The sequence below is a fragment of the Enterobacter sp. ECC-249 genome, from assembly GCF_043965265.1.
GTDB lineage: Bacteria > Pseudomonadota > Gammaproteobacteria > Enterobacterales > Enterobacteriaceae > Enterobacter > Enterobacter quasiroggenkampii.
Genome location: NZ_CP143660.1, coordinates 1,995,704 through 2,010,963, shown reverse-complemented (window position 1 = coordinate 2,010,963; position 15,260 = coordinate 1,995,704). Strand labels below are relative to the sequence as shown.

The 15,260-nt window shown below is 57.1% G+C and carries 17 protein-coding genes; 6 read left to right on the top strand and 11 right to left on the bottom strand.

Going from position 1 to position 15,260, the window contains the following annotated elements; translation table 11 throughout:
• Positions 1-211 precede the first annotated feature (211 nt).
• Positions 212-1,042, bottom strand: coding sequence for an N-acetylmuramoyl-L-alanine amidase (locus V1587_RS09595; protein ID WP_371898457.1), 831 nt, complete (start codon positions 1,040-1,042; stop codon positions 212-214).
• Complete coding sequence (locus V1587_RS09590; RefSeq protein WP_023310944.1) at positions 1,039-1,362, bottom strand: heavy metal-binding domain-containing protein; 324 nt, start codon at positions 1,360-1,362, stop codon at positions 1,039-1,041. Before V1587_RS09590 ends, V1587_RS09595 begins: the two co-directional genes overlap by 4 nt.
• A gap of 97 nt (positions 1,363-1,459) precedes the next feature.
• Between V1587_RS09590 and V1587_RS09585 the strand changes: the two genes are divergently transcribed.
• The 6 genes from V1587_RS09585 (at position 1,460) to artJ (ending at position 5,981) form a co-directional block, all read left to right on the top strand.
• Entirely contained in the window at positions 1,460-1,978 is a 519-nt protein-coding gene (locus V1587_RS09585; RefSeq protein WP_264439002.1) for a lipoprotein, read from the top strand.
• Between the two features lie 226 nt (positions 1,979-2,204).
• Positions 2,205-2,933 carry an arginine ABC transporter ATP-binding protein ArtP gene (gene artP, locus V1587_RS09580; protein ID WP_371898458.1) on the top strand — a complete coding sequence of 243 codons (729 nt, stop codon included), beginning with the start codon at positions 2,205-2,207 and terminating at the stop codon, positions 2,931-2,933.
• A 19-nt stretch (positions 2,934-2,952) separates the two neighbouring features.
• Complete coding sequence (gene artI / locus V1587_RS09575) at positions 2,953-3,684, top strand: arginine ABC transporter substrate-binding protein ArtI (RefSeq protein ID WP_371898459.1); 732 nt, start codon at positions 2,953-2,955, stop codon at positions 3,682-3,684.
• 6 nt (positions 3,685-3,690) lie between these two features.
• Positions 3,691-4,407, top strand: a complete 717-nt coding sequence (gene artQ, locus V1587_RS09570; protein WP_025756069.1) for an arginine ABC transporter permease ArtQ — start codon at positions 3,691-3,693, stop codon at positions 4,405-4,407.
• Complete coding sequence (artM, locus tag V1587_RS09565; protein WP_023310940.1) at positions 4,407-5,075, top strand: arginine ABC transporter permease ArtM; 669 nt, start codon at positions 4,407-4,409, stop codon at positions 5,073-5,075. The genes artQ and artM overlap by 1 nt, the downstream gene beginning before the upstream one ends.
• Positions 5,076-5,249: 174 nt before the next feature.
• Positions 5,250-5,981, top strand: a complete 732-nt coding sequence (gene artJ, locus V1587_RS09560; RefSeq protein ID WP_021240923.1) for an arginine ABC transporter substrate-binding protein ArtJ — start codon at positions 5,250-5,252, stop codon at positions 5,979-5,981.
• A 79-nt stretch (positions 5,982-6,060) separates the two neighbouring features.
• On the opposite strand, the gene V1587_RS09555 is transcribed toward artJ, so the two are convergent.
• The 9 genes from V1587_RS09555 to V1587_RS09515 form a co-directional block, all read right to left on the bottom strand.
• Entirely contained in the window at positions 6,061-7,530 is a 1,470-nt protein-coding gene (locus tag V1587_RS09555; protein ID WP_371898460.1) for a sensor histidine kinase, read from the bottom strand.
• Entirely contained in the window at positions 7,514-8,221 is a 708-nt protein-coding gene (locus V1587_RS09550) for a response regulator transcription factor (protein WP_371898461.1), read from the bottom strand. Before V1587_RS09550 ends, V1587_RS09555 begins: the two co-directional genes overlap by 17 nt.
• Before the next feature lie 174 nt (positions 8,222-8,395).
• Entirely contained in the window at positions 8,396-9,526 is a 1,131-nt protein-coding gene (gene rlmC, locus V1587_RS09545) for a 23S rRNA (uracil(747)-C(5))-methyltransferase RlmC (RefSeq protein ID WP_371898462.1), read from the bottom strand.
• 165 nt (positions 9,527-9,691) lie between these two features.
• Complete coding sequence (locus V1587_RS09540) at positions 9,692-10,165, bottom strand: YbjO family protein (RefSeq protein WP_045908434.1); 474 nt, start codon at positions 10,163-10,165, stop codon at positions 9,692-9,694.
• A gap of 65 nt (positions 10,166-10,230) precedes the next feature.
• Positions 10,231-11,076, bottom strand: a complete 846-nt coding sequence (gene potI / locus V1587_RS09535) for a putrescine ABC transporter permease PotI (RefSeq protein WP_371898463.1) — start codon at positions 11,074-11,076, stop codon at positions 10,231-10,233.
• Positions 11,073-12,026 (bottom strand): putrescine ABC transporter permease PotH, encoded by a 954-nt coding sequence (gene potH / locus V1587_RS09530; protein ID WP_024907854.1) that lies wholly within the window; start codon positions 12,024-12,026, stop codon positions 11,073-11,075. Before potH ends, potI begins: the two co-directional genes overlap by 4 nt.
• A gap of 9 nt (positions 12,027-12,035) precedes the next feature.
• Positions 12,036-13,169 carry a putrescine ABC transporter ATP-binding subunit PotG gene (gene potG / locus V1587_RS09525; protein WP_274242435.1) on the bottom strand — a complete coding sequence of 378 codons (1,134 nt, stop codon included), beginning with the start codon at positions 13,167-13,169 and terminating at the stop codon, positions 12,036-12,038.
• A 143-nt stretch (positions 13,170-13,312) separates the two neighbouring features.
• On the bottom strand, positions 13,313-14,425 hold the full coding sequence (gene potF / locus V1587_RS09520) for a spermidine/putrescine ABC transporter substrate-binding protein PotF (RefSeq protein WP_371898464.1): 1,113 nt from the start codon (positions 14,423-14,425) through the stop codon (positions 13,313-13,315).
• 351 nt (positions 14,426-14,776) lie between these two features.
• On the bottom strand, positions 14,777-15,253 hold the full coding sequence (locus tag V1587_RS09515; RefSeq protein ID WP_014169308.1) for a YbjN domain-containing protein: 477 nt from the start codon (positions 15,251-15,253) through the stop codon (positions 14,777-14,779).
• Positions 15,254-15,260 lie beyond the last annotated feature (7 nt).

The following is a 15,260-nucleotide window of genomic DNA, read 5'->3' as shown; positions in this document are numbered from 1 at the left end:
CAGCGCATATATGCGTAGTCCATTTAACAAATGTAAAGTAAAGCTAAGGCGTTAGCACATCCCTATTTCTTATTTATCGTGCTGATATATTGTCAACCACGTTTGCGAGTAATTTCGACTGAGGAAACTATAAAACATTTACGGCGTGAATGTGATTAAAAATATGTCCAAAAGTAGACCCTGTAAAAGCGAAGTCGGGTAACCCGAAGGATTACCCCTGTCCGTAGCGCTCTAACAGCGCCTCCGCGATAGCCAGCGTTTCGCGATCGGCCACGCCGTCCCAGCGCGCCGGGCGAAAATGCATCTGAAACGCGACGATCACGCGCTTCTGCTGTGCGTTCGTCATGTTATCGGTCACCTCATAGCCGTAGCGCGCCAGCAGATCGAGCAGCACCTTCGGCTCCACGAGCTCATCGCGCGGCTTGCCGTTCAGGTAAAACTCCACCCGCGCCGGGTCGGGCCATGCGCCAATGCCCTGCATGGCGAGCGCCTGCCACGGGAACAGCGGGCCTGGATCGTCTTTACGCTGCGGCGCGATGTCCGAATGAGCGACCACATTTTCAGGCCTGATGTTGTAGCGGGTAATAATGTCTTTGGCGAGCGGCACCAGCGCCGCAATTTGTGCAGGCTCAAACGGCGTAAAATGCTTAACGCCCGACGTTTTTTGCCAGCCACGGTTCTCCAGCTCAATGCCGACAGACGTATCATTGATGCGGTTGGTGCCGCGCCAGAAGCTGATGCCCGCATGCCAGGCCAGTTCGCTTTCGGGTACCAGCTGCCAGATGCGCGGCTTACCGTCCGGTGCCGGGGGTTTAGCCGGGATCAAATAGTGAGAGCTGACGTTCTTATCCGTCAGCGTGGCCAGCGAGCTGTCAAAATCATCTGCGGTATAGTGGATAACCAGCACCTTGATGCGCGGGTAAGCCGCCTGCGCCTGATGACGCGTATCCAGCTCGTAGGCGCCTTTGTCGATGATCCCTTTTTCGGCGGCACACCCTGCCAGCAGCAGCGCCAGCAGGAGCGTGGCAAACGAACGCCTCATCGCAGGGTTTTCACCGCCGTACCGCTCACGCTCACCATCAGCATGCTGGCATCTTTGCCGACCGTTTCGTAGTCGATATCGATCCCGACGACCGCATCCGCGCCGAGGGCTTCCGCCTGCTCGCCAAGCTCTTTGAAGGCGATTTCGCGCGCTTTGCGCAGCTCTTTTTCGTATGCACCCGAGCGGCCACCCACGATATCGCGGATACCGGCAAAAAAGTCACGGAAGATATTGGCGCCGAGAATCGCTTCGCCGGTGACCACGCCGCAGTACTCGGTAATTGTCTGCCCTTCCAGGGTTGGCGTTGTTGAAAACTGCATGGTTTCTCTCCTTCTTTAGCGTTCAATGCCTTAGGCACAGCATTATCGGTTCGTTACGCTATGATTGAAAGGATAGTTAATAAATAAGGAAATCAACATGCGCTATTCAGCTTTAACACTTTTCGTGCCCTGCGCGCTGGTGCTCAGCGCCTGTACCACCACGGTCACGCCTGCCTTTAAGGATATCGGTACCCGCAGCGGCCCCTGCATTGAGGGCGGCCCGGACGCCGTGGCGCAGCAGTTCTATGATTATCGCATTCAGCACCGCAGCAACGATCTCACCGGCCTGCGCCCGTATCTGAGCGATGGCCTGGCAAAATTGCTTAACGATGCCACCCGCGATCCCCAGCATAACGCCCTGCTGAAATCCGATCCATTCTCCAGCCGTACCACGCTACCGGACAGCGCCGAAGTGGCGAGCGCGTCAACCATCCCGAACACGGATGCCCGTAACATTCCGCTGCGCGTGAAGCTGACGCAGGGAACCCAAACCTGGCAGGATGAAGTGCTGATGATCCGTGAAGGACAGTGTTGGGCGGTAGACGATGTGCGCTACGTTGGCGGCAGCGTTCATGCCCCGGCAGGCACGCTTCGCCAGTCGATTGAGAACCGCTAAATCATCACCAGTAAAAATGTTATCCCCGTAAAATGTCCGGCATTTCTCGCGGAATGCCGACATTTATACTCGCCCCCCTTGCCGTTCGCTATTTTGTGCTATGTTTAAGAGGAAACACGGGTTATATTTAACTTTTAACGCAGAAATATTGCATAACTATTCTGTGAACGGTACTATCTGCGGCCTCAATTGCTATAGATTGCCTGGATGAGTAAAGACTGCCCCGATGAGTATTAAACTAAACGGCATTAACTGCTTCTACGGCGCACACCAGGCGCTGTTTGACATCACGCTGAACTGCCCGGAAGGCGAAACGCTGGTTTTGCTTGGCCCAAGCGGTGCAGGCAAAAGCTCCCTTCTGCGCGTCCTTAATCTGCTTGAAATGCCCCGTTCAGGTACGCTGGCGATTGCCGGTAACCATTTTGATTTCGCGAAGACGCCGTCTGATAAAGCGATTCGCGAACTGCGTCAAAACGTCGGCATGGTCTTCCAGCAATACAATCTCTGGCCGCACCTGACCGTGCTGCAGAACCTGATCGAAGCGCCGTGCCGCGTGCTGGGGTTAAGCAAAGATCAGGCGATCGCCCGTGCCGAAAAGCTGCTGGACCGTCTGCGCCTTAAGCCCTACAGCGACCGCTACCCGCTGCACCTGTCCGGTGGTCAGCAGCAGCGCGTGGCCATTGCCCGCGCGCTGATGATGGAACCCGCGGTGCTGCTGTTTGATGAACCAACGGCGGCGCTGGATCCGGAAATCACCGCCCAGATCGTGAGCATCATTCGCGAGCTGGCAGAAACCAATATTACGCAGGTTATCGTCACCCACGAAGTGGAAGTGGCGCGTAAAACCGCCAGCCGTGTGGTCTACATGGAAAATGGGTATATCGTTGAGCAAGGTGATGCGAACTGCTTCGCTAACCCGCAAACCGATGCCTTCAAAAACTATTTATCTCATTGATTGTGTCAGGGGAAATATAATGAAAAAAGTATTACTTGCCGTGCTGCTTGCTGGCGTTACCCTTTCCGCTACCGCAGCCCAGACCATTCGTTTCGCTACGGAAGCCTCTTACCCTCCGTTTGAGTCCATTGATGCGAACAACAAAATTGTGGGCTTTGACGTGGACCTGGCTAACGCCCTGTGTAAAGAGATCGACGCGACCTGCACCTTCAGCAACCAGGCTTTCGACAGCCTGATCCCAAGCCTGAAGTTCCGTCGTATCGACGCCGTGATGGCCGGTATGGACATCACCCCTGAGCGTGAAAAGCAGGTGCTGTTCACTACCCCTTACTACGACAACTCCGCCCTGTTCATTGGTCAGAAAGGTAAATTCACCTCTGTCGATCAGCTGAAAGGCAAAAAAGTTGGCGTGCAGAACGGCACCACGCACCAGAAATTCATCATGGATAAGCATCCGGAAATCACCACCGTTCCGTATGACAGCTACCAGAACGCGAAGCTGGATCTGCAAAATGGCCGTATCGACGGCGTTTTCGGTGATACCGCGGTGGTGAGCGAGTGGCTGAAAGCCAACGACAAGCTGGCGCCAGTGGGCGACAAAGTGACCGATAAGGATTACTTCGGTACCGGTCTGGGGATTGCCGTTCGTCAGGGCAACACTGAGCTGCAGCAGAAATTCAACGCTGCGCTGGAAAAAGTGAAGAAAGACGGCACCTACGAAACCATCTACAAAAAATGGTTCCAGAAGTAATTCCTGATGAATGAAATTTTTCCTTTAGCAAGTGCCGCCGGGATGACCGTCGGCCTTGCCGTTTGCGCACTGATTATCGGCCTCGTGCTGGCGATGTTCTTTGCGGTGTGGGAATCTGCGAAATGGTTCCCCGTCGCCTGGACAGGCTCCGCGCTGGTCACCGTGCTGCGCGGGCTACCGGAAATTCTGGTGGTCCTGTTTATCTATTTCGGCTCCTCGCAGCTGCTGCTCACGCTGTCGGACGGCTTCACCCTCAATCTCGGCTTTGCGCAGATCCCGGTGCAGATGCAGATCGAAAACTTCGACGTCAGCCCGTTCCTGTGCGGCGTGATTGCTCTCTCCCTGCTCTATTCCGCGTACGCGTCGCAAACCCTGCGCGGTGCGCTGAAAGCCGTTCCGCAGGGTCAGTGGGAGTCGGGTCAGGCGTTAGGCCTGTCGAAGTCAGCCATCTTCTTCCGTCTGGTGATGCCGCAGATGTGGCGCCATGCCCTGCCGGGGCTCGGCAACCAGTGGCTGGTGCTGCTAAAAGATACCGCGCTGGTGAGCCTGATCAGCGTTAACGATTTGATGCTGCAAACCAAAAGCATCGCCACCCGTACCCAGGAGCCGTTTACCTGGTACATTGTGGCGGCGGCGATCTACCTGGTGATCACGTTGCTCAGTCAGTACATCCTCAAGCGTATTGACCTGCGAGCGACGCGCTTTGAACGGAGACCAGGCTGATGCTTGAATACTTTCCCGAGTTGATGAAAGGGCTGCACACCAGCCTGACGCTGACCGTGGCGTCCATTATCGTGGCGCTAATCCTGGCCCTTATCTTCACTATCATCCTGACGCTGAAAACGCCGGTGCTGGTGTGGATTGTGCGCGGCTACATCACCCTGTTTACCGGTACGCCGCTGCTGGTGCAGATCTTCCTGATTTACTACGGCCCGGGCCAGTTCCCGTCGCTGCAGGAGTATCCGGTTATCTGGCATCTGCTCTCTGAGCCGTGGCTGTGTGCCCTGATTGCCCTTTCGCTGAACAGTGCGGCCTATACCACCCAGCTGTTCTACGGGGCGATCCGCGCCATCCCGGAAGGCCAGTGGCAGTCCTGCGGGGCGCTGGGCATGAGCAAAAAAGACACGCTGGCGATCCTGCTGCCGTACGCCTTTAAGCGCGCCCTCTCCTCCTATTCCAACGAAGTGGTGCTGGTGTTCAAAAGTACCTCGCTGGCCTACACCATCACCCTGATGGAAGTGATGGGTCACGGACAGCTGCTGTACGGGCGCACCTATGACGTGATGGTGTTCGGCGCGGCAGGCGTGGTCTATCTGGTGGTGAACGGTCTGCTGACGCTGATGATGCGCCTGATCGAGCGTAAAGCACTGGCATTTGAGCGCAGAAATTAACCACGCGAATGCATAAAACGGTATTCATAAAGCGGGTAACCTGATGGGTTATCCGTTTTTTTTTTGTGGTAAATACAATATTTAATCATTTTTATTGCATACAAATTCATTAACTGGCATTGTACATCCAGGCCGCAGACACGGCGCATCAATAAGACAGACGGGAGCATTACAATGAAAAAGTTAGTTCTGGCCGCATTACTCGCCACCTTCGCCGCTGGCGCATCCGCTGCGGATAAAATCAATTTTGGCGTATCCGCCACCTATCCGCCGTTTGAATCGCTGGATGCCAGCAACCAGATCGTTGGTTTCGATATCGATCTGGCGAAAGCGCTGTGCAAACAGATGCAGGCCGACTGCACCTTTACTAACCATGCTTTTGACAGCCTGATCCCGTCGCTGAAGTTCAAAAAATACGACGCGGTGATCTCCGGGATGGACATCACGCCTGAGCGCAGCAAGCAGGTCGCGTTCACCGACCCGTACTACGCCAACTCGGCGGTGGTGATTGCGAAGAAAGGCGCTTACACCTCTTTCGATCAGCTGAAAGGCAAACGCATCGGGATGGAAAACGGCACCACTCACCAGAAATACCTGCAGGACAAACACCCGGAAGTGAAGACCGTGGCCTATGACAGCTACCAGAACGCGATTATCGACCTGAAAAATGGCCGTATCGACGGCGTCTTCGGCGACACCGCCGTGGTGAACGAATGGCTAAAAACCAACCCGCAGCTGGGTACCGCAACGGAAAAAGTGACCGATCCGCAGTACTTCGGCACGGGCCTCGGCATCGCGGTACGTCCGGATAACAAAGCCCTGCTGGAAAAACTGAACGGCGCGCTGAAGGCGATTAAAGCGGACGGGACGTACCAGAAAATTAGCGAGCAGTGGTTCCCGCAGTAACCTTTTTTGCCGGGTGACCTGGCCTACGGGGGTGGTAGTCTGTAGGCCGGGTAAGGCGAAGCCGCCACCCGGCAATTTCTTAAAGCGGCACAAAGAACCTGAACCGCGCCCCGCTCACCGACTCCATCAGCCTGATCCCGCCCCCGTGCAGCTCCAGCATCCGTTTCACGATTAACAGCCCCAACCCGCCGCGATTCTCCCGCGAGGCCTGGGTATTGAGCGCCGACGGCCGCTGGAACAGATCGTCGCGCAGCGAGGCATCCACGCCCGTTCCGCTGTCGGACACTTCGACCTGCAGCTGTTCATTTTCCTGCCACACCGCCAGGCGAATTTCTCCGCCGCCAGGCGTATGGCGCATCGCGTTATCCAGCAGGTTAGTCACCACGCGTTCGATCATCGACACATCGGCATTTACCAGCGGCAGCGGCCCCGGCACGTCAATATGCAGATTGACCTCTCGCGTGCGGGCGGTGAGCTCAAACTTCTGCGCTACGTCGGAAATCAGCTCCGCCATTGCGAACCGCTCGCGCTGGGGTTTGATGCCCCCGTGCTCAAGACGAGCCAGCTCAAACAGCTGCTGCGAAAGATGGCGGACCTTTTGTCCCTGACGCAGGGCGGTGGCGAGATACTGCTGGTGCTCCTGCGGCGTCAGCGTGGCGGATTTGAGCGACAGGGTTTCGAGATAGCCCAGCAGGGAGGTGAGCGGCGTGCGGAGATCGTGCGAAATATTGGCGATAAACTCCCGGCGCTGGCGATCGCTGTCGGCCAGCCGATCCCACTGTTGGGTGATTTTGCGCGCCAGCTCGATAAAGCTGTTGCGCAGGATCGCCACTTCATCTTTTGCCGCCGCGTCCGGCGTCTGTGCCGCCAGCAGCCTGATTGCGCTCATGCTGTCCTGCTCCAGCCCGGCCACTTCCACCGTCAGCTTTTTGACCGGACGCGTGACCCAGTACCAGATCAGCAGTCCTGCCAGCAGCCCAAACAGCGCAACCCACAGCAGTGACCACAGGACGGTACTCCACAGCGCCTTGTGCCAGGCCATTTCCGCCAGGGCGTTTGACTCCTCGCCCTGCAAAATAATGTACAGATAGCCTTTCAGCTCGCCGTCCTGCCGCAGGGGCGTGGCGCTGAAGACTTTTTGATTTTGACTGCGCGGATCGTCGCCCAGTACCGGCATGGCGGTGCCGCTCAGGAAGCTCTGCACCGGAGCCAGATCGATTTTTTGCCGCTGAATATGGCCCGGCGGTGCGGCATCGGCGAGGATATCGCCGTCAGGAGAGATAACGTACAGCTCAACGCTTGGATTAAAGGTCATCAGTCGGCCAAACAGCGGTTTCAGCGCGCTGCGGTCGACCCGGCCCTGCGCGTCCAGAATCGGTTCGCGCTGGACGATCTGCTGCGCCAGCCCGCCCGACAAACGCTGCACCATCGCGTTACCGTACTGCATGCTGCTGTAGAGCTGGACCGCGCAAGCGACGGCAGCGCAGAGCATCATCAGCAGGATGAACAGCAGCGTCAGGCGCTGGCTCAGGCTAAAGCGACGCATCATGCTGCGGCTCCGCAAATTTGTAGCCCTTGCCCCAGACGGTGCGAATGATCTCCGGTTCGGCGGCGTCCTTCTCTATCTTGATGCGCAGGCGGTTGATATGGGTGTTGACGGTGTGCTCGTAGCCTTCGTGCTGGTAGCCCCAGACCTGCTCCAGCAGCGCCAGACGGGAAAACACCTCTCCGGGATGACGGGCAAAGAAGTAGAGCAGCTCGAACTCGCGCGGGGTGAGATCCACCACCTGGCCGTGAAGCAGCACGCTGCGCGCCAGCGGGTCGATGGTCAGACCGTGGGCCTGAATGTGTCCGTCGGTTTGCGCCTGCCCCATCGCCTGCTGGCGGCGGAACAGCGCTTTGATGCGCGCAATCAGCTCCTGCACGGAGAACGGTTTTGCCAGATAGTCGTCGGCGCCGGTTTCCAGCCCGGTGATGCGGTCGGTTTCGCTGCTGCGGGCGCTGATGATGATCACCGGCAGGTAGCGCGTCATCTGACGGATGCGTCGGCAAATCTCCAGACCGTCCACGTTGGGCAGCATCAGGTCGAGGATCACCGCATCCCACGGCTGTGCTTCAAGACGCAGCAGGGCGTTGCCCCCGTCGGGCTCGTGGGTGATGGCGTAGCCTTCGTCTTCTAAATTGAGTCGCAGAAGCGCCGCGATATCGTGGTCGTCTTCCACCAGCAGGATCTGCTTCATGGGTAAGCCTTCATTCATTTCTTATGACGTAAGCTTACCTGATTTCGACGGGATGAAGAGTTCACATTTTGTTGAACATTGTGCGGGGGTCATGCCGGGTGGCGGCTACGCCTTACCCGGCCTACTCCGGATCGTAGGCCCGGTAAGCGCAGCGCCACCGGGCGATGTTGAGGATTAGTGCGTTTTCACCAACAACGTCAAAACTTCATAATGCGCGGTATGAGGGAACATATCAAAAAGCTGAACGCGTTCAACGCGATAGCCCGGTAGTTGAGCGATGTCTTTCGCCATGGTCTGCGCGTTGCAGCTGGAATAGATGATGTACTCAGGCGCCATCTGGCTCAGGTAGTCGCACAGCGCATTACCGATGCCGCGGCGCGGCGGGTTGACCAGCACCAGCTCCGGCACGTTGCCCTGTCCGGTCGCGAACTGCGTGGAGTCGAGCGCCTGGAAGCGCAGATTCGTTAACCCCAGCTCAGCGGCGGACTGCTTCGCGCAGGCAATCGCTTCGGCAGAGATCTCAATCCCGGTGAGCTGCATCTCCGGCGTCGCGCAGTGCAGGCCAAACCCACCCACGCCGCAGAACAGATCCCACATATGATGGATGTTCAACGCACGCACCCAGTCGCGGGCGGTAGCGTACAGGCTGCTTGCCACGGTCGGGTTGGTCTGGAAGAAGCTTTGCGGGCGGATCCACAGCGGCACGCCGTTGAAGCTCTCCGCCAGCGCGTGCTGGTCGGTGAAGAAAATTTCTTTCTCCCCTTCCATGATCGCCATATGCACCGGCTGGATGTTTGCCGTAATCACCTTCAGCTGCGGGAGCTGCGCCTGCAGCCACGGCAGCGCCGCGCGCAGCTGCTCCAGCTTGGCTTCCGAGCGCAGCACGAAGCGCAGCATCATGCCGCCGTCTTTCTGGCTTTCAGTCAGCAGAAGGTATTTCAGCTCACCGCGCTTGCGGGCCACGCTGTAGGGCGTTAATCCCGCCCGGGCAATAAAGGGTTTGAGCGCCGCAAAGACCGGCGCAAAGGAGGCGGGATACAGCGGGCAGTCGGTTAAATCTTCCGGCGTGCCGTCGCGGTGCAGCATCCCCAGCAGCGGTTTTTCGACGCTGCCGCTGACCACCATTTTGGCTTTATTGCGAAAGCCCTGCTCAGGGCCGCTGACGGGTGCGCACCACTCGCCCACCGCGTGTTCTGCCAGCAGCTGTTGCAGGTCGGCCATTTTGGCGGTGAGTTGTTGAGAGACCGGCTGTTCTATCCACTGACAGGAGCGGCAGCGTCCGGCGTCATAGAGTGCGCACTGCATATGAAAACCTTAAAAATCACGAGGGCTGCGATTATATACACAAAATCATTCAAGTTGTATCAAGGCGGCAAGTCTGAGAATCCCCAGGAGCTTACTCAAGTAAGTGACTGGGGTGAACAGACGCGGCCAACGCAGAGACGGCTTGAAGGATGACGTGTATACACATTATTGCAGGCGGAAGAATCGCCGACTGGAGGCCGGAACGAAGAGAAGAAAGAGCACCAGCATGTCCGGCAGTTTTTGCATAAACAGCGCGCGCAGGATCTCGCGTTTGGATTCTCCGGCAATGCTGAACAGCTCCGGGTAGCCGTAGCCCAGCGAGGCGGCCCACAGATAGCTCGCCGCGGTAATTTGCGTCAGCATATAGACCCAGCGCGCCCAGTTTCGCCCTTTAACCAGCGAAAACGCGCAGTAGATCTCGATAAACACCAGCACCAGGCTGCTCAAAAAGACCAGCGTCAGATTCCACGTCTGCACGCTACGGTGAATGAATTCACCGATGCCGCGCACGCCCAGGGTATTCAGAATCATCAGCACGTCCAGGCAGCGGATCATAATAATGGCGAGCGCCGCCACCTGAACCAGCGCAGGTACGTTAGGACGCGCGTGCGTAATACGTGATTTTTTTAATAATCCCAATGTTTTACTTCCCTGAAAAACAGTGCCGCGTCATGCGCGGCACATCACTGGAAATTTTAAATCCTTCAGCCGCGTCTTGCACGCTGGATATCACGCACACGCTGTTTTTCCGCGCGCGCCATCAAATACCAGGCGATAAATCCGACAATTCCGACCACGCCGAGGATGATAGAGGCCAGGGCGTTGATCTCCGGGTTGACCCCCATGCGCACGCTGGAGAAGACCAGCATCGGCAGTGTCGTCGCCCCCGGGCCGGAGACGAAGCTGGCGATGACCAGATCGTCGAGCGACAGGGTAAACGCCAGCAGCCAGCCGGAGATTACCGCCGGCATAATCATCGGCAGGGTGATGATGAAAAAGACCTTCAGCGGCGTCGCGCCGAGATCCATCGCCGCCTCTTCAATGGAGCGATCCAGCTCGCGCAGGCGCGAGGCGATCACCACCGCGACATAGGCGGTACAGAAGGTGACGTGCGCCAGCCAGATGGTGAGCATCCCGCGATCCACCGGCCAGCCGATGGCGTGCGCCAGGGCCACGAACAGCAGCAGCAGCGCGAGACCGGTGATCACGTCCGGCATAACCAGCGGGGCAGTGATCATAAAGGCGAAGCCGTTTGAACCGCGAAAACGCCCGAAGCGCACCATCACCAGCGCGGCGATCGTGCCCAGCACCGACGCCATGGTCGCCGCCAGCGCCGCGATGGTCAGGCTCAGCCCCACCGCGCTCATCATCGCAGCATCGTGGAACAGCTCGCTGTACCAGCGCGTCGACCAGCCTGCCCAGACCGTCACCAGTTTGGAGCTGTTAAACGAGTAGATCACCAGCATCAGCATCGGCGCATACAGGAAGGTAAAGCCGATAACGAGGATCGCAATTCGCCACGGGGAGCGCACTACCGGTAAGTTGTTCATCCGTGGTCTCCCATCTGTTTCTGCTGATGCTTGTGGAACCACATGATCGGCACGATCAGCAGCAGTAACATCACAATCGCTACCGCCGAGGCCACCGGCCAGTCGCGGTTATTGAAGAACTCCTGCCACAGCACGCGACCAATCATGATGCTGTCCGGCCCGCCGAGCAGTTCCGGGATCACAAACTCCCCTACCGCCGGGATAAAGACCAGCATCGACCCGGCGATAATGCCGCCTTTGGTCAGCGGGACAATGACGCTGAAGAAGGTTTTTAACGGACGGGCACCGAGATCGAGCGACGCTTCCACCAGCGAGTAGTCAATACGCGTCAGCGCCGTGTAGATCGGCAGCACCATAAACGGTAGATAGGCATATACAATGCCGATATAGACCGCGAGATTGGTGTGCAGGATCGTCAGCGGCTGATCGATAACCCCGAGCCACATCAGAAAGTTATTCAGCACGCCGTTGTTTTTCAGGATCCCCATCCAGGCGTAAACGCGGATCAGGAACGAGGTCCACGACGGTAAAATCACCAGCAGCAGCAGGATATTTCGCGTCGACGGCTTGCTGTGCGCCACCGCCCACGCCAGCGGGTAGCCCATCACCAGACAGCAGAGCGTCGAGATCGCCGCCACCTGCAGCGACTGCAGATAGGCTTCGAAATAGAGCGGGTCGTCGGTGAGCTGGAGGAAGTTACCGAGGTTAAGCGTCAGCGTCAGCTGCCCGTCGGCCCAGTCCAGCAGGTTGGTGTAAGGCGGGATCGCCCGCGCCATCTCCGCCAGGCTTATCTTGAAAACAATCAGGAACGGCAGCAGGAACAGCAGGATCAGCCACACGTACGGCATGGCAATCACCAGCTTGCGGCCGTGTTTCATCTGCATGCGCGTCAGCCAGTGGGCAAAGCCGCCCGGCTTTTCTACGCGGGCTGGAGGTTCAAGTGTGCTCATGATCGCTCCTTATACCGTCAGCACGACGCAACTGTCAGCGTCCCAGCACAGGCGCACTTCGTCGCCCCAGGTCGGCTGCCCCTTGCGATAGCGATGTTCGTTCTGTAGCTGCGCGCTGAGCATCTGCCCGCTCTTCAGGCGCACGTGGTAGATAGACAAATCGCCCAGATAGGCAATGTGCACCACTTCGCCGACGGCAAAGTTATAGCCATCGGCAGGCGGATCCTCACAGAGCATGATTTTCTCCGGACGCAGCGCGACGTAGACCGGCACGTTATCCACCACCGAGTTATCAGGATCGACCTTAAGCGGATGCTGCAGCCCCGGCGATTCGATAACAAGGCCATCCTCCTGACGCTCTTTCAGCAGCCCTTCGAAGACGTTAACCGAGCCGATGAACTCCGCGCTGTAGCGGGTGGTCGGATGCTCATAAATCTCTTCCGGCTCGCCAATCTGCACGAACTTCCCGCGGTTCATGATCGCGATACGTCCGGCCATGGTCATCGCTTCTTCCTGGTCGTGGGTCACCATCACGCAGGTCACCCCCACGCGCTCGAGGATATCGACCACTTCGAGCTGCATACGGTCGCGCAGCTTTTTGTCCAGGGCGCCCATCGGTTCGTCGAGCAGCAGCAGTTTCGGGCGTTTTGCCAGGCTGCGGGCCAGGGCCACGCGCTGGCGCTGGCCGCCCGAGAGCTGGTGCGGCTTACGCTTCGCGAACTCCTGCATGTGTACCAGACTGAGCATCTCGGCCACGCGCGCGGTAATTTCGGCTTTCGGCAGCTTGTCCTGCTTCAGGCCAAAGGCAATGTTCTGCTCCACCGTCATGTGCGGAAACAGCGCGTAGGACTGGAACATCATATTGATCGGGCGCTGATACGGCGGCACGCTGGAGAGATCAACGCCGTCGAGCATGATTTGCCCGGCAGTGGGCTGTTCAAAACCGGCCAGCATACGCAGCAGGGTCGATTTACCGCAGCCAGAGGCCCCCAGAAGGGCAAAAATCTCGCCTTTATAGATCGTCAGGCTGACGTCGTCCACGGCATGCTGGCCATCGAAAGATTTGGTGAGGTTACGAATTTCAAGAAGCGGGGTCAGCGCTTTACGGACTTTCGCCTGCGGGCGGGGGATCGCGTCATTCACGGGGTGTTCTCCGGTAGAGATCAAAACTGGTGCAAACGCACCGTCAGGGTGCGCATCGCCGGGCGGCGCTAACGCTTGCCCGGCCTACGGGTTGTAGAGGCCCGGTAAGCGATAGCGCCACCGGGCAACAATACCAAACGCCGTTATTTACCGCTTTTCACCTTGGTCCACGCGCGGGTACGCACGCGGTCAATTTTTGGATCCTGGACTTTCAGGGTGAAGAGCTTGGCGAACACATCCGCTGGCGGATAGATAGCCGGGTTATTACGGATTTCTTCGCTCACCAGCGGCACGGAGGCCTTGTTACCGTTCGCGTAGTAAACGTGGTCGCTGATATGGGCGATAACCTCAGGACGCATCAGGTAGTTGAGGAACTGGTAGGCTTCGTCTTTGTTCTTCGCATCAGCAGGCATCGCAAAGACGTCAAAGAAGGCCAGCGCCCCCTCTTTTGGAATGAAGTAAGAAACGTTCACGCCGTTTTTCGCCTCTTTAGCGCGGTTAGCCGCCTGCCACACGTCCCCTGCCCAGCCGATCGCGACGCAGATGTCGCCGTTCGCCAGATCGTTGATGTACTGAGACGAGTGGAAGTAACGGATGTTTGGACGCAGCTTCAGCAGCAGATCGGTCGCCGGGCCGGTGTAATCATCCGCCTTATTGCTGTTCGGATCTTTGCCCAGGTAGTTCAGCACGGTGGCGAAAATCTCTTCCGGCGCATCGAGGAAGGAGACGCCGCAGCTTTTCAGCTTCTCAAGGTTTTCCGGCTTCAGCACCACGTCCCAGCTGTCCAGCTTCACGTCCGGGCCCAGCGCCGCCTTCACTTTATCGACGTTAAAGCCGATACCGGTGGTCGCCCAGAGATACGGCATCGCGTATTTATTGTCCGGGTCATGCTTGGCCACCAGCTTCAGCACTTCCGGATCGAGGTTTTTCCAGTTAGATAGTTTGCTCTTATCCAGCGGCTGGAAGACGCCTGCCGTCAGCTGGCGCTCGAGGAAGCTTGCGGAAGGCACCACGAGGTCAAACCCGGTGCTGCCCGCCATCAGTTTTCCTTCCAGCACTTCGTTGGAATCGAACACGTCGTAGACCACTTTAATGCCGGTCTCTTTTTCAAAATTTGCGACCGTGTCCGGCGCAATATAGTCAGACCAGTTATAAACGTGCAGCGTTTTTTGTTCCGCAGCGAGCGTGCCGGCAGAGACGGCCATCAGAGCACCCGCAACCAGACCCGATAACCATTTTTTATTCAAGGCGATCATAGTGTTATTCCTTCTGAAAGCTCGTTAACAAACGAACTAAAACTGTGCAATCTGGATATATGCAAAAATCATGCATAGTTTGTCGCTCTGCTCAAAATAAAAAGAAACCTCTTTACCCGGCAGCTTCCGCTCGCTTTTTGAAGCATCGCAAGAATAACTGTAGCCCGTGTCCCCGGCTATAGCCCAGACGAAAAAACGCCTTTTATCAATTTTTTATGCAGGTTAAGTCTACGTGATAAGCCGAAACGGCCTTCAGGGAGGTGAAAAATTCTTTAAAGAAAGGTTAAAAGCAGCAGAAAAAATGGCCTTCTGCAGCCGCTATGGCAGCGACTGCGCAAAAGTCAGACAGGCTTAGTGAAGAAAATTGGGAGATGCATCATTATTCTCTGCATCATCTTCCGCGCTATACAGCAGATGGTGTGCATTGGCTTCCATCATGACCATCGAAATTTGCTCTTCACTCAAGCGCATAAACCAGGAGAACTGCTTGAACGACAGCCCGGCACCGGAGAATAAAGACTGGCAAACAACCAGTTTTGGCAGATTATCATCCTGTATGTCGAGAAATGCCTTCACCGTCAAAGAACTGGCATTGATGGCCGACAGGTCGGAGGCCAGCGCCAGCAGCGCGGACGGCTTCACTTCGGCCAGCGCGGAGAAAAGGATCACGTCGTTAATGAGATCGATTTTGGCATCGAAAATGCCGTCGAAATTCTGCATATGAGGCAGATGCAGCGCCTGGCAGGAATCGCATTCGAAGAACGTAATTCCGGCATCATCAAGCCATTGACGTAACGTATCCAGTGTAGGTACGACCTGTAAATCCATCGCTGTG

Bases quoted from the DNA above. Each gene is read 5' to 3' on its own strand.
- V1587_RS09595 (WP_371898457.1), bottom strand. From the start codon at position 1,042: ATGAGGCGTTCGTTTGCCACGCTCCTGCTGGCGCTGCTGCTGGCAGGG.
- V1587_RS09590 (WP_023310944.1), bottom strand. From the start codon at position 1,362: ATGCAGTTTTCAACAACGCCAACCCTGGAAGGGCAGACAATTACCGAG.
- V1587_RS09585 (WP_264439002.1), top strand. From the start codon at position 1,460: ATGCGCTATTCAGCTTTAACACTTTTCGTGCCCTGCGCGCTGGTGCTC.
- artP (WP_371898458.1), top strand. From the start codon at position 2,205: ATGAGTATTAAACTAAACGGCATTAACTGCTTCTACGGCGCACACCAG.
- artI (WP_371898459.1), top strand. From the start codon at position 2,953: ATGAAAAAAGTATTACTTGCCGTGCTGCTTGCTGGCGTTACCCTTTCC.
- artQ (WP_025756069.1), top strand. From the start codon at position 3,691: ATGAATGAAATTTTTCCTTTAGCAAGTGCCGCCGGGATGACCGTCGGC.
- artM (WP_023310940.1), top strand. From the start codon at position 4,407: ATGCTTGAATACTTTCCCGAGTTGATGAAAGGGCTGCACACCAGCCTG.
- artJ (WP_021240923.1), top strand. From the start codon at position 5,250: ATGAAAAAGTTAGTTCTGGCCGCATTACTCGCCACCTTCGCCGCTGGC.
- V1587_RS09555 (WP_371898460.1), bottom strand. From the start codon at position 7,530: ATGATGCGTCGCTTTAGCCTGAGCCAGCGCCTGACGCTGCTGTTCATC.
- V1587_RS09550 (WP_371898461.1), bottom strand. From the start codon at position 8,221: ATGAAGCAGATCCTGCTGGTGGAAGACGACCACGATATCGCGGCGCTT.
- rlmC (WP_371898462.1), bottom strand. From the start codon at position 9,526: ATGCAGTGCGCACTCTATGACGCCGGACGCTGCCGCTCCTGTCAGTGG.
- potI (WP_371898463.1), bottom strand. From the start codon at position 11,076: ATGAACAACTTACCGGTAGTGCGCTCCCCGTGGCGAATTGCGATCCTC.
- potH (WP_024907854.1), bottom strand. From the start codon at position 12,026: ATGAGCACACTTGAACCTCCAGCCCGCGTAGAAAAGCCGGGCGGCTTT.
- potF (WP_371898464.1), bottom strand. From the start codon at position 14,425: ATGATCGCCTTGAATAAAAAATGGTTATCGGGTCTGGTTGCGGGTGCT.
- V1587_RS09515 (WP_014169308.1), bottom strand. From the start codon at position 15,253: ATGGATTTACAGGTCGTACCTACACTGGATACGTTACGTCAATGGCTT.